The 12412-nt window shown below is 60.5% G+C and carries 12 protein-coding genes and 2 pseudogenes; 5 read left to right on the top strand and 9 right to left on the bottom strand.

Features of this window, described 5'->3' with window-relative positions; all coding sequences use genetic code 11:
* Positions 1–774: 774 nt before the first annotated feature.
* A pseudogene (locus tag FK256_RS14850) lies at positions 775–1137 on the bottom strand (recombinase family protein); the annotation flags it as partial.
* On the opposite strand from FK256_RS14850, the gene FK256_RS01020 reads away from it, so the two are divergent.
* Positions 1049–1264 carry a hypothetical protein gene (locus FK256_RS01020; RefSeq protein WP_141423379.1) on the top strand — a complete coding sequence of 72 codons (216 nt, stop codon included), beginning with the start codon at positions 1049–1051 and terminating at the stop codon, positions 1262–1264. The pseudogene FK256_RS14850 and the gene FK256_RS01020 overlap by 89 nt on opposite strands.
* 38 nt (positions 1265–1302) lie before the next feature.
* Here FK256_RS01020 and FK256_RS14845 read toward each other — a convergent pair.
* Positions 1303–1869: pseudogene (locus tag FK256_RS14845) on the bottom strand (recombinase family protein); the annotation flags it as partial.
* A gap of 360 nt (positions 1870–2229) precedes the next feature.
* Between FK256_RS14845 and FK256_RS01010 the strand changes: the two are divergent.
* Positions 2230–2424, top strand: a complete 195-nt coding sequence (locus tag FK256_RS01010) for a hypothetical protein (RefSeq protein ID WP_141423378.1) — start codon at positions 2230–2232, stop codon at positions 2422–2424.
* Positions 2425–2449: 25 nt separating this feature from the next.
* Positions 2450–3391 carry a hypothetical protein gene (locus FK256_RS01005; protein WP_141423377.1) on the top strand — a complete coding sequence of 314 codons (942 nt, stop codon included), beginning with the start codon at positions 2450–2452 and terminating at the stop codon, positions 3389–3391.
* A gap of 7 nt (positions 3392–3398) precedes the next feature.
* Here FK256_RS01005 and FK256_RS01000 read toward each other — a convergent pair whose 3' ends face one another.
* From FK256_RS01000 to FK256_RS00970, 7 genes are all read right to left on the bottom strand, one after another.
* Positions 3399–4181: a replication-relaxation family protein gene (locus FK256_RS01000; RefSeq protein ID WP_170197882.1), complete on the bottom strand. Its 783-nt coding sequence runs from the start codon at positions 4179–4181 to the stop codon at positions 3399–3401.
* 190 nt (positions 4182–4371) lie between these two features.
* Positions 4372–6504 carry a type IV secretory system conjugative DNA transfer family protein gene (locus FK256_RS00995; RefSeq protein WP_141423375.1) on the bottom strand — a complete coding sequence of 711 codons (2133 nt, stop codon included), beginning with the start codon at positions 6502–6504 and terminating at the stop codon, positions 4372–4374.
* The gene (locus FK256_RS00990; RefSeq protein WP_141423374.1) at positions 6501–6734 is read right to left on the bottom strand and encodes a hypothetical protein; all 234 of its coding nucleotides are present in this window, start codon (positions 6732–6734) and stop codon (positions 6501–6503) included. Before FK256_RS00990 ends, FK256_RS00995 begins: the two co-directional genes overlap by 4 nt.
* A 16-nt stretch (positions 6735–6750) precedes the next feature.
* Positions 6751–6939: a hypothetical protein gene (locus FK256_RS00985; RefSeq protein ID WP_141423373.1), complete on the bottom strand. Its 189-nt coding sequence runs from the start codon at positions 6937–6939 to the stop codon at positions 6751–6753.
* Positions 6940–6960: 21 nt separating this feature from the next.
* Entirely contained in the window at positions 6961–7677 is a 717-nt protein-coding gene (locus tag FK256_RS00980) for an MT-A70 family methyltransferase (RefSeq protein ID WP_141423372.1), read from the bottom strand.
* Positions 7678–7965: 288 nt separating this feature from the next.
* Positions 7966–8247, bottom strand: coding sequence for a peptide synthetase (locus FK256_RS00975; RefSeq protein ID WP_141423371.1), 282 nt, complete (start codon positions 8245–8247; stop codon positions 7966–7968).
* Positions 8248–8322: 75 nt separating this feature from the next.
* Positions 8323–8673 carry a classical arabinogalactan protein 9 gene (locus tag FK256_RS00970; RefSeq protein ID WP_141423370.1) on the bottom strand — a complete coding sequence of 117 codons (351 nt, stop codon included), beginning with the start codon at positions 8671–8673 and terminating at the stop codon, positions 8323–8325.
* A 414-nt stretch (positions 8674–9087) separates the two neighbouring features.
* On the opposite strand from FK256_RS00970, the gene FK256_RS00965 reads away from it, so the two are divergent.
* Together FK256_RS00965 and FK256_RS00960 are read left to right on the top strand one after the other, a co-directional pair.
* The gene (locus FK256_RS00965; RefSeq protein ID WP_141423369.1) at positions 9088–9489 is read left to right on the top strand and encodes a site-specific integrase; all 402 of its coding nucleotides are present in this window, start codon (positions 9088–9090) and stop codon (positions 9487–9489) included.
* A 1138-nt stretch (positions 9490–10627) separates the two neighbouring features.
* A complete protein-coding gene (locus tag FK256_RS00960; RefSeq protein ID WP_141423368.1) occupies positions 10628–12289 on the top strand; it encodes an SIR2 family protein in 1662 nt (553 codons plus the stop codon).
* Positions 12290–12412 lie beyond the last annotated feature (123 nt).

Here is a 12412-nt window from a genome sequence, read left to right as displayed (position 1 = left end):
AGGAAGGCCATCATCTGGCAGACCGTGCAAGCTCACGTCTTCTGGCCCCGAGACGACGATGTCACATTGCTGGCGCAATGTGACATCGTCGTCTCGAGGAGATGCAGGAGTGTCGCTGGCCACAGTCTTCGATTCGCCTGTCCCACTATCCGTCGCATCAAGGTCATCATCCATCTCCTCCACCGCACCCGCCGCATTGCCGCCTGCCCGCTGTAGTCCGTCGCCTGCCGTCGTCACATCTCTCACCCCCAGCACCCCATCAAACGGTGGCTGGTAGCGCACCATCGCCGTGAGCAGCCCAGTCTCGTCGTCTGGTGTGATGTACACCTTGTCGAAGAGCACGTGGTTGAGCATGCGCCGAATATGCTCAGGAGCCTGCCGGTAGGCGGTGGCCATATGCTGGGCAATATCTAACGCTTGCCCAACCAAGGCCTGCCGCTCTGTCATCTCACCCTCCAGCCCCGTCATCTGCCGCTCCACACCGCGCAGCTCACGGCTTATCCGGCCTTGCTCACGCTTAAGGACGTCAAGCGGAATAGCGTCGGCATAGTGAGCTTGGAGGAGCTTGTCTCGCTCCCGTTCGAGCCGTCGCCGCACGGTCTTCGCTTCCGTCAGCCGCTGAGTCGACTCTGCTACCAGCATGGCCAGCTGCCGCTGCAGGGCGGTTTCGAGGACAGCTCGCTGCCCAGGCCGCAACGCCACTCGGTCATAGAGCCGGACGATCTCATCCTCAATCTGCTCCGCCAACGTTGCCCGAAACGAGCACTGCGGCTGCTTCTTGGAGTGCCGCCCCAAGCAGACGAAGTACTCATACACCACACCGCGGGGCTTCACATTCGTCACGATGAGACGGGAACCACAGATCCCGCAGTAGATCGTCGACTTCAGGTAGTGGGCGTGCTTGACCGTCCGCTCACCGTTGACGCGGGTGGCCAGCAGCGTCTGCACCGTCTCGTACGTCGCCCGATCCACCAAGGGCTCGTGGCTCCCGGCATAGTGCACCCCTTGGTAGACCACCTCACCGACGTAGAAGGGATTGTGTAGCACCTTGCTGAGTAGCTGCACCGTCACCGGCTTCTCTGGCAGTGAGGCGGTCGGCACGGTGGTCAGGCCGCGCAGCGTCAACTCTTCGGCCAAGCGCCTGAGTGTCCACTCCCCACTGGCATATGCCGCAAAGGCCCAGGCCACCAGCGGCCCACGTACCTCATCCACCACCACGATGCGCGCCTCCCGGCCATTCTTCGTCGTGATGACGTTGCGGTAACCCAGCGGTGCCCGGCCGATGCAGCCGCCACCCCGCACTTTCTCGGCCATACCTTTCTTCACCTCATTGGAGAGGTTCTTGGAGTAGAACTCGGCGATGCTGGCCATAATGCCGTGCACCAGCAGCCCACCGGGCGTCTGATCGATATTCTCGCTGGTCGACACCAGCCGAACGCCGAGCTCATCGAAGCGTTTACCCAAGGTGGTGTCGTCGTAGCGGTTGCGCACCAGACGGTCGAGCTTGTGGACGATGACGTAGTCGACCGGCCGCCCCGCCCGAGCCTCCTCCTCCAGGTAGGTCAGCATCGCCTGGAGAGCCGGGCGCCGCGTGGTAGTGGCGCTGACCCCGCCCTCAGTGAACTCCTTGCCGATGATGGCGCCGATGCTCATCGCCTTGCGCTTGTTGGCCGCCCGCTGGGCCGGGATGGAGAAGCCCTCCTCACGGCCACCCCGCCGGGCCTGCTCACGGGTAGAGACGCGCAGGTAGGACACGGCGCGCCGGGGAGTCAGCTCCTGGGCCAGCTGCTCGGCCGAGTTTTGGATGGTGGGAGAAGGGGCGGTAGCGCGCCCTGTTGCTCCATGATTAGTTGGCAGTGTATTGCTCATTGTTTACTCCTTCCATAGTAGGTAATGTTGATTCACGCCACTATTTCTAGTAACGCTCCAAGTCGAGAAAATGTCCAGTCGTCACACCGATATCACCACACATTCACACGAGACACCGAGAGGGAGGCACTATAGGTAATTGACAGCCACCAACCCAAAAGATACACTTATAGTATGCGTGAATCTCATAGGTTACCCCAAGATGCTCGGCCATCATGTTCCTCTCGCCACGGTGAGTGCTATACCGAACAGTCAGAGATTGGTGCTACGATCGGGCGCCATGCCGTAGATCTCGCATCTCCAGGCAGTACAGGAGCGACAAGCACAGCCACAGAAGCAACCAAGGACGCTGTCACCACGATGGACGCTGAAGCAACGCCTTCCACCACCCCTGAGGAGTGGGGTAAACTAACCGAGGAATTCACGGTAACCCTGCACGGCAAGGTTATCCACGCTTTAGTGTACTCGCGCCCCTATGACGACAGATGGACTTTGTTCACAACCGTTGATGCAGCAACCAATCAGGTCATCAACGCCGAAGTCTCTCTAACGTAGCCATCCCATCTTTCTGGTGAGGCCTATGACGTCTCAAGATGATGCAATCGACAATGACCGCTCACCTTCTCCCACCCCCTATCTCGCCCTTGCCAACATCCTCGAATTCCTCGGATATTCATCTGCAATCCTGACGATTCTGGGCTATTTTGTTGGCCCATTTCCCGAGATTATCCCTCCTCCATGGCGAATCCCCTTAGTGATTGTCGGGCTCTTGGCTGTGTTGGTCGCCGCATCGATCACTTCCGCACGAGCCACAACTCGCTATCTATCGCATTTCGACGTTTCTCTCGCCAAGCATCTCGATGATTTCAAAAGCGATGTTGGCAACGCGCTTGAAGAAGCGACATCCGTGCAAGCGAACGCCGAGGCCATGTGTGCTGCCGCCAAAGAAGTTTCCTCGCTCACACACGACCTTCAGAAGTCAGCATTCAAGATCAGCAACTCCGACAATCCTCGCGAGTACGCTCGCAATCAGATCCACCAAGCACTCACTCGGTTCGCCCGCACCTATAGCCGGTTGAGCGGACACGAGATGAGAGCTTGCATCAAGATCATCAAGACCGACGACAAAGGCAAACGCGTCGCCGTCACGCTTGCGCGAAGCAACACCACCTTGCTGGACGATGACGAGTACAACCTCATCACGCACAACACCGACTTCAAAGCGATCAGTGCTGGCCAGCTGACGTGGCAGTCCTCCTCGGTCTCCACCGAGAACGACTACCAAAACTCCAGCCCGAACCGGCAGTACGAATCTGTTCTCGTCTGGGGGATACGCGATATCGGCAGGCCACCGCCTACAGATTCCCTTGTCGGCTTCCTCTGTCTCGACTCAGTCGACGCCGGCGCGATAGACCCAGACAGAGATGCACCTTTCGGCTGGTGGTTCATTGATGCCTTCCGGGCGTTGTGCACGAATGCTCCCGACTCTGTTTTGGACATCACGTTGTCAAAGAACGATTAACGGTACTTCATGTACTCACCGCCCCATTCCGTATCGTCTGCCCGATCTGTTGGTTAGTGATGACGGCAAAAAGCGCTGCGGGTAGGCGTTGGTCGCTGGCGATGACGCGGCGCAGTTGCTGGCGGCGCGCGACGTGGGGCACCACCCACAGCACGAGCGGGAAAACACCGCAGGCTCGCTGCTCGGCCCCACTGGCGTAGTAGGCGGCGTAGCGCTGGCAGGCGGCCAGAACGCGGGCGGGGTTCTCGGTGTCGCGGTCGACCTCGATGAAGTAGTGGTCGTCGTAGTGCGGGCTGACGACGACGGCGTGCAGGTCGGGCCGCAGAGTGAGCTGCTGCCCAGCCGGCCCCAGGTAGGAGCGCCAGCAGCCTGGCTCGGTTGTGATGGTGGCGCTGGCGTCCGTCATAGAGCGAGCGGTCTCGGTGATCTGCACACTGGTCTCGGTGATCGCCAGCAGATGAGCCAAGAAGCTGGTGGACAGGCTGCGCGGGCGCTGCCGGCTACGGCTGCCGGTTTGCACGCGGCGCCCACGAGTCGTGAGCGTCCAGACGGAGACAGTGGAGCCGCCCTGCCAGCCGCCAACCCGTCGCTCCAGACGGGTGACCAGGTCGTGCTCCTGCAGCCGTACCAGGTGGCGCAGCGTCTGGCGGTTAGCAGAGGACAGCGAGCCATAAGCCTCAGCCGTCAGGCGGGCCAGTTGTGTCGTCGTCGCGAAGCGGTAGGTGGCCAGCAGCGCCAGGAGCCGATGCGCCGCGGGGTGATCGCAGGCATGGGGAAGATGCTGTCTCATGGTGTCCTCCTCCATGGTTCGTCCTTCTCCCCCACGGGCCAGTGGTGACGCCAGAACGTGGGGTCAGTCACCGCCACTGCTCGGCCGTATGCCGCGCTATGGCGGGCATTGGTGGCTTGGCTCAGGCCAGCGATCCGTCTGCCGAACCGTCGTGCCAGGCGTCCTGCGAGGGTGGTGCGAAGCAGCGGCATCATCGCTGCCTCCGGCCGATTGGGCTGTCGTTATCCGTCGCTGATGTAGGTGCGCTGGTAGACGTCGACGAGGTGAGGGCGAGCAGCGCCTGCTCGGTCTGCTCTGCCGGTACGCCGTAGCGCGCGTGGCTGGCGGCATAGAGGGTGGCTGGGTCACGGCGCCGTGCGGCCGCCGGCTGGGTGGTGAGCGAGAACCAGTCGCTGCGCTGGCCGCGCTGCATCAGCTGGGCGTAGGCGTGGAAGGCTGGCAGCAGCTGGAAGTCGACCGCCTCCAGCTCGGGTGCCAGGCGGGCGGCCGCCGCGGCGTCGGTGCTTGAGAGGCCGAAGTACAGCTTGTTGCGCGCATTGCTCTCAATCGCCTGCACCATCGCGGGCGACAGCTGCGCGCGGTACTGATGCGCCAGGTGGAAGGCTCCGCCCAGCGAGCGGGCCTGGGCCAGCGCGTCGGACAGGTCATGCGGCAGGCCGCCGATGAACTCATGTGCCTCGTCGATGAAGATGCTGACGATGTGGCGCTGCTCTGGCGGCAGAGATTGGCGGGCCAGGAGGAGCGTCCACAGCCGCGACACTAGCAAGGTGCCCAGCAGCCGGGCCGCACCCGCCCCAAGCAGACCACGGTTGAGATTGACGACGACGATGCGCCGCCGAGTAAAGAGCTCTGCCAGGTCGAAGCGCGGCTGCGCTTGCCCCAGCACGGCGCGCAGATAGGGACGCAGGATGAGCTGGCGCAGTTTGTTGAGCACTGGCGCGATCTCCGTCGCTTGCGCCTCCGGTTTCTTGGCGTTGTAGGCCGCCCAGAAGGCGCCGGTGCCCAGTGGATCGTCCGGCACCTGAGCTAGAACCCACCGGCGAAAAGCCGGATCCGTCAGCAAGGGCGGCAGCCACAGCAGCGTCGCCTGCGGTAGGCGGGCCAAGGTCAGCAGCGCAGCAGATAGGACATCAGCGGTGCGAATGCCCCAGTGCTCGCGAAACAGCGCCTTGAAGGTGCTCAGCATCGCCTCCGCCGTGACAGGTGCCAACTGAGGCGGCCCGGTCAGCGGATTGAGGCCAACCGGTGCTGGGTTGCTTGGGTCGATCACCACCACGTCGCGCTGGCGCTGCTCGGGCAGGCGGGCGAGAAAGTCCGTCGCCAGGTCACCCTTGGGGTCAATCAGGAGCAAACCCCGGCCCTGCGCGGCGTCGGCCAGAGCCAAGGCCAGCATGACGGTGGACTTACCAGCTCCAGTCGGCCCCAGCAGGTGCGTGTGGTAGGCGGCATCGGCGATGGCGATCCCTACTGGCTGCGCCTGGCCAGGCGCGCTGGTCATACCCACCACGCGACGCCGCTCCAGCAGTGGTGTCGACGGCAGCAAACGGCGCGGATGCAGGTTGCCCAGCAGCGGCAGTGGCGCCTCACCGATCGGCCAACCAGTCAGTGCGGCCAACCGGCCAGAGCGCAGGCGCAGGGGCCAGCACCAGGGGCGACGGGCCTCATCGATCTTGTCTGTCGCCTCAGCCACCAGCCGGACCGACGACTGCGCGGTCTCCACCAGGCGCAGCGCCCCAAGCAGCTGAGCAAAGCGCTGGTGTGCCTCAGCACTCGGCCCGCGATAGCCGAGCCGGAGGCAGACGGCGGCACCATGCTGCTCATCGGCTGGTTTGCTGGCGCGGGCGGGCGACTGTGCCGCATCGTAGCCGACCAGCAGTTGCCGCCAGAGTGAGGGTGGTGGCGTCTCCGCCAAAGAGGCTGGACTGAGTCGGCGCCCCACCAGTAGTTGCAGCACTACCTGCTGCGAACCCGTCAGGCTAGACAGGGCAGCATAGAGGGCGCGCACCGCCGCAGTAACGCGCTCAGGCAGGTGGCTGACCTGCCGCCCCCGTACCATCACGCGCACCGCCCGTGTCATGGGCAGGCGCGGCTGCTCGGGTCGGTGCAAACGAACCGGCAGGTGATTGCTCAGCAGCGCCGCCAGGCCGGGCCGACCGGTTTGCGTTCCCACTACCCAGTGCGCACCACTGGCGTCGGCGCGCAGCTCCAGTACCAGTGGCCCCAACTCCGTCGCCGTCGTCAGGCGTTCCAATGCCGTAGTGGCCAGTGTTGGGCTGATTGGGCTATCCCAAGCCAGCTCCTGCCACTCCCACTGCCCGGTCATGACGCCCCTCCATCCGGCTGGTCGGCCGTGGCAGTGTCGAAGCCGTCGTTCGCATCAAGAGCGTCGTCGCCATCCTGCGGCGTTGGTTCCGCATCCCGTTGCTGCTCCAGCCGTTGCAGCATGAGCAGCAGCAAGACCCGCGCCAATGCATCGGCGTCCAGCTCGCTGCGCCAGGACGGCACCGCGCGGTAGTGCGGCCGCCCCTGGTCTCGTCGCTTGCGGCAGGTCATAGCCGCCTCCGATCCATCACCAGCGCTGGCGATACCAGCGCCCCACGGCGACCAGCAGCGCCACCACACCAGCCAGGGCCAGCACCCACCAGTAGCGGCAGAGCAGCTCGACCGCCCAGATCAGCAGCACCACGCCGCCAAAGACGTACACGCAGCTGCGGAAGAAGCGCGCCGCCAGCGACCCCGTGCCGATTCCATCTCGCATCAGTCAGTCCTCTCATCGCTCTCATGACGTGCCTTCCTCGCCAGCGGCATCCATAGCGTCTGTTGCTGCTTCATCGTCAGCCGGAGCCGGCGCCGCCTGCAGCCACTGCCGATCGCTCGGCACGCGGTAGCCCCAGCGGGCCAGCGAGATGGTCGAGGCGCACTCGTCGCCCCAGATGTCCCAGTGCTGGCGTGATGGTGCCGCCCGGCGGGCGAACAGCTCCACAAAGGGCCCGTTGCCCACCAGTCGCTCGACGATCTGGTGGATCTCCTCCGGCTTGTGCGAGTGCTCCTGCAACGGGTGGAAGCCCCAGTTGGGCTGGGCCCGAAAGGCCACCCGAGTACCCTGTCCCCGTACGCCCAGCAACAACAGCTCGCCGGCGTTACGGAAGGTGTGCCCCATGGAGAAGCGCGGCTTGGCCCAGAAGTAGAAGCTGGTGTAGCGGAAGCCCCAGGCCTCCAGCAGCTCGATCCCCTGCGGCACCGTCGCCGTGGTCACCCAGACGAAGCAGAACGAGCGCGGCGCCGTTATCTCCCGCACTGCCTCACCCATGGCACGCAGCCGCGGCAGCGGCATCAGGCGGTAGTGCTGCGCCGCCCCGTGACGCCCCGTCTGCTGGCTGCACCATGGCGGATCGGCCAGCACCGCTCGGAACGTCCCGCGCTGCGGCGCCCCGTCTGTCTGGTTATGCGCGGCGTGCGACTGGCTCGCCAGCGCGTGATTTGTCAGATTGCTCATTACGATCCCTCCTTTACGTGCTTATCTGCTATTTGTGTGCGCGTACAAAACGCGCTCACACTCCCCATTACGAACCGATTTGCTCGATTTGTGAACCCCTCGCCAGCCACAACTCCCACCGACGCGACACGCCACCAGCGATGTGCCGCTCTGTGGTGCACCACAGAGAACAAAATGGACACGACGGCCAAATAGTGGCGGCGAAAATACATGCTGTAGTTATTGCAACAGGCAGCCAGATCGGCCCACACATGGCAATGAGGAGCGCGAATCAGCTGGGCGGCTATGTCAGCACGAGCTGTTCGCGCCACCTGGCTCGTCCTTGCCGTTGGCGACCTCTTCAGACTCCGCAGCCGCCTCCTGCGCCCGCCTCGTCATCGCCACAGCGCTGTGGAAGGCGGCCAGATCGTGGGCCCGCTTGGTGGCGATGGCCTGCTGCCAGGCGTCGGCCTGGGCGCGAGTGGTTGTGGTGGGCGGGGTGTCGTCGCGCCAGACCGCCCAGATCAGCAGGGCGATGGCGATGAGCGTCAGGCAGCCGACGAAGGCCAGGCCGTTGATGATCCAACTCATGAGGGGTATGTCCTTTCTGGTGGTGTGCACGTTTGCTTAGTCACGCTGGGGGTGTCTCGGTGTGGCGCTACCAGTTCAGAACTGCGCGATGCCGCGGGCGGCCTTGATGCCGTAGGCGCGCAGGATGGCGTGGTAGTAGGTCGCTCCGGCGGGCGCGGTCTGGTAGCAGGACTCGGCCAGAGCGGACAAGGTGGCGACGTTGCCCATGGCGCTAGCGGCCAGGAAGGCGCGGGCTTGATCGGTGGCGTGAGCCAGTTGGCTGTCGGCGGCCAGCTCGTCCAGACGGCGCTGGGCAGTGCGGGCCAGGCTGCGCGACTGCGGCGCTCGCGGTGGGAGCAGGTCGGCGGCGAACAGCTCGGCGATCGGCAGGACGGGTGCAGCGGGCTGGGGGCCAGTGAGGTGGTCGGAGTGGTCGGTCGTGGGCATGAGGGATTCCTTTCAGCGTTCCGTCCGGCCGCCGGAGATGTCATCTGGCGTGTTCCCCTGATTGCTGATAACAGCCGGTTCGGACGTAACGAACATAAACCGTTGGAATCCCAAGGAAAAGCATAAGCGTGATAACATCGAGCAGGCTGCGAGATACTCCGGAACTGGGAACCTCGGAACCCGGCGCTGCGGTGCCGCCACCCTGGGCCCGGCGTCCTGGTCTCGTGGTGGTCGGCCTGGGGTGTGTCGTTGGGACCACTCCGAAAGAAGGGGCATCTTGCAAGGGGCCGAGAGTGCAGGAGTGTCTCAGCCTCTCCCTGCTCGTTTCGTTCAGGCACACGATGGCGGGGCTGGTCAGCAGCCATAGGCGGCAAGACGGACAGTCGGAGATGAGCTCGAGGAGGGCGATCGGGGATGGCTGCGGAGAAGATGACGAACGGTGAAGCCGAGAACGTCCCGGCGCAAGACCCGCCGGGTGCAGGACCAGTCGACGCTCATGAGCAGCGCTATCCCGACTACCTCATGGATTTTCCTCCCGACCTGTCTCCGGAGCAGGTTCAGCGCTGGCGGCGGTTCTTCGACCTGCGCGAGGACATCCTGCTGGACTACGGCTACCAGACGGCCCGGGCGTACTGGACCGACCTGCAGGACATCTTTGAGTGGGCCATCGCCCGCGACAAGGACGTCCTGACCCTCACCGATCGCGACCTGCGCCAGTACTGCGCCCTGCTGCGCAGGCGCAAGTACAGCGAAGCCACCATCCGACGCCGAATGGTGGCCTGGAGGAAGATGGAGGAGAAGATGAAGGAGGGGTGAGAGACGGAGTGTGACTGCGGTCTGAAGTCTTGCGTGTGGCACGTCGAGCGCTGTGGGACACGCCTGCCTGCAGGCCTGGCAGCTCACCAGCTGAGTGGTCACCACCACCACCTGGTGCGCCCGCAGACCGTCCGCCGTGCGCCGCCGAGATCAGCCTCGTCTGGCGCAACGACACCAGCAGCGTTAGGGAGGTAGTGCCGAGGCTGCATGACGGGCAGATGGGACCCATCTGATGAACGTCAGCAGCGACGAAGCGATGTGGCATACAACACGTACATTGCGATTACATTGCGTTTCAGTCGCCCCGCGTCCCTGCATCCCGTCCGAACGCCGTCACCTTGACGCAAACAGGACAGGCTCGATTCAATCCGAGTTGCATCCGGTCCAGCTGGCTGCAACTCGCCTGACAACGCCACACAACGAGGATCTGGCGTCCGTAGCATGGCGAGGTGTACCTTGTAAAGCCATCAAGACCCACGCTCAGGTCACGAGAGGGTGAACTTTTGTCAACACAAGAGAGGAGAACTCTGAACAGACAGATCCCGCTCTAGAGCCCCCACAACGAGCCCAGAGCTTGACGTCTCATTGAACACTCAAAAAAAGAGTACGTCGATTATTCGCCGACAAACCACAATTATCCTTGACTTATATTATTAAACAAATATAATTATTTCCAGATATGGAAATACCGAAATCATCCGCACCAGAATCCCGACCAGAAGGAGTCAGAATGAGCGAGAACGAAGTACTTGAGTATGCAGCCAGCACCCTCAAGTACCCCTACCCACAAACTGAGTATCGGACACGTCACCCAGATACAGTGACCCCCGCCGAGATAGCGGCAATGGACCCGTATGAGTTCTCGGATTATGCAACTGCTCAGAGTGTTATAGACGATTTTCGCACAATCCCCCGCAGTCGAGCCCAGTAACGAGACAAACTGTTATATTTTACCGAGTTTGGAAAGGTTCGCGAAGTGTACGACTCGGGGCACTTGTTGGTTAGTGAAAGAGCTTATAGCGCCACGCTGGAAACTCTTTTGAAGGCTAAAAGTGTGCTTATATATTGCGGAGCAGGAGTCTCGTACTCACTTACCGGACTAACGTGGAATGATCTCATCCTAGAGGTACTTTCACGTATGAAATCAGAGTTCGGTTTGCATGGCGACGATCGATACCAGCAACTTAAAACGCTAATTGCCGAACGATATTACGACCCTCAAGGTAACGCTACTACTTTGGCAGCGTATCTCGATGAGTTGGCGAACGAAGACGTAGTAACGTCGGACCCATATGAGACTTTGTCGAAAGCTATAGGAAGGTCTTTGTATCGTAAGTTACCACCGAAAAAAGATTGTGAGAATGGCTTCGACTCCCCGGAAATTCCCACCGAAGCAACACTGCCTCAGTATATTAAAGCCATAGTTGGACACCTTGTTCAGAAAAACGTCGAGGTTAGAGTAGTCACAACAAACTACGATACCCACTTAGAGCGATCGCTGCGTTTGATTCTGAAAATTATGAATAGCGATCGCCCTAAGATACGGAAAAAGTATTCTCTTAATGTGCTCGGGAACGACGATACGACGTTAACGCACTCAAAGTTACATCCAACGAATAAAAGTGTTCCGTTCATTTATCTTCACGGTCGGGTACCCGGAAACAATGAGGAGCCTGAGATCAACTGCGAAATCTCTCCCCGGCAACTCGTGTTCTCTGAACTAGACTATTTTCGCAACAAGAACAAAACCGCTAAAATAATGACGGCGGCCTCAAAAGACGTCGATTGCATGCTAATCGTTGGATCGTCGCTTAATGATCCTCCTCTACTCGACTGGATACAGTCAAATAAGTGCAATAAAGGTTCCCGAACGAGCGTGATAGTCGCTCAAGCAATAGATAAAGACTGTTACGACAAGGATTGCCGAACGGAAGAAGAGCGTAGAGAACTCGTTCGTACGACTTGGCTTCGCTACAATGCGCTTGGTGTCGATCATTTCGTGCCCGGACGATGTTTTGCAGATCTACCGATGATTCTCCGTGACGCCGTCATTCGGATGGAAAACGACAAAGACGATGCGCTTGGTATCACCATAACCCACGACGAGTTGAAGAGCTGGTCAAGTTCCGCCTCGGATAAGCTTGAAGACTCCTCAATCGTCCATAGCATTTTCAATGATCTGTTAGATCATAGCCATACTGCTGAGTCTATCCTCTCTGAACTAATAGAAAGTGATTTAGGCAAAGAAAAAAAGGTCGCGTTTCAAATTGCAGTAAGGCTAGAGTATTGGCTCCGTGGAATGGCCCCACATTGCGGGGATCCTGAGTATTTAGTCAAAATTGCAGATTCTTCCGGAGTACTGCTGGATACTTCTTCTCGCCGCAGCGATAGTTTTATGCGAAGGTTCCCATCGCGATCGGCGGCGTTGAGGTCAATTCAACTAGATTCCCCAGAGTTAATTACTCTCGACACCCTAGGGATGCGTAATTTTGCTTCACGGTGGCAAGCATTTTACTCCGTACCAATTCGCGGGACTGTCGGCGATTCAGGGCTTCCCTACCAAGTTTCACTCGGTGCTATAGTCGCATCTATACGACTATCCGAAGAGCATCATAAATTTAATTCCAGATTAGATCGAGAACTTTTTTCTCAAGTGGCTGCTCGTATTGCTCAAAAAATACGTTCCGGTGAGCTGACGAAGGAGCAAAACTTTACGCTAAGAAAAGTCAATAAAATAATGAGATCAGCCGCGATGCAATCCATGGGGCATATTGTGGGAAGGGCAGCCTCGGTGTCGTAGGTAGTTTAGAAGCTTACAGCCGAAGATGAGCGTTTTTGCGAAGAAAACTCTGTACTAATGCGCTGCGCGAATCTTCCATTCAAGTCTACAGAATGCAACTTTTTAAACAGTATAACGCTCGAA

It is taken from the genome of Actinomyces johnsonii (assembly GCF_006546835.1).
Classification (GTDB): Bacteria; Actinomycetota; Actinomycetes; order Actinomycetales; family Actinomycetaceae; genus Actinomyces; species Actinomyces johnsonii.
The sequence above is the reverse complement of the archived record's forward strand: the minus strand, read 5'-3'. Positions and strand labels throughout refer to the sequence as shown.

Bases quoted from the DNA above. Each gene is read 5' to 3' on its own strand.
- FK256_RS01010 (WP_141423378.1), top strand. From the start codon at position 2,230: ATGGACGCTGAAGCAACGCCTTCCACCACCCCTGAGGAGTGGGGTAAA.
- FK256_RS01005 (WP_141423377.1), top strand. From the start codon at position 2,450: ATGACGTCTCAAGATGATGCAATCGACAATGACCGCTCACCTTCTCCC.
- FK256_RS01000 (WP_170197882.1), bottom strand. From the start codon at position 4,181: ATGAGACAGCATCTTCCCCATGCCTGCGATCACCCCGCGGCGCATCGG.
- FK256_RS00995 (WP_141423375.1), bottom strand. From the start codon at position 6,504: ATGACCGGGCAGTGGGAGTGGCAGGAGCTGGCTTGGGATAGCCCAATC.
- FK256_RS00990 (WP_141423374.1), bottom strand. From the start codon at position 6,734: ATGACCTGCCGCAAGCGACGAGACCAGGGGCGGCCGCACTACCGCGCG.
- FK256_RS00985 (WP_141423373.1), bottom strand. From the start codon at position 6,939: ATGCGAGATGGAATCGGCACGGGGTCGCTGGCGGCGCGCTTCTTCCGC.
- FK256_RS00980 (WP_141423372.1), bottom strand. From the start codon at position 7,677: ATGAGCAATCTGACAAATCACGCGCTGGCGAGCCAGTCGCACGCCGCG.
- FK256_RS00975 (WP_141423371.1), bottom strand. From the start codon at position 8,247: ATGAGTTGGATCATCAACGGCCTGGCCTTCGTCGGCTGCCTGACGCTC.
- FK256_RS00970 (WP_141423370.1), bottom strand. From the start codon at position 8,673: ATGCCCACGACCGACCACTCCGACCACCTCACTGGCCCCCAGCCCGCT.
- FK256_RS00965 (WP_141423369.1), top strand. From the start codon at position 9,088: ATGGCTGCGGAGAAGATGACGAACGGTGAAGCCGAGAACGTCCCGGCG.
- FK256_RS00960 (WP_141423368.1), top strand. From the start codon at position 10,628: ATGAAATCAGAGTTCGGTTTGCATGGCGACGATCGATACCAGCAACTT.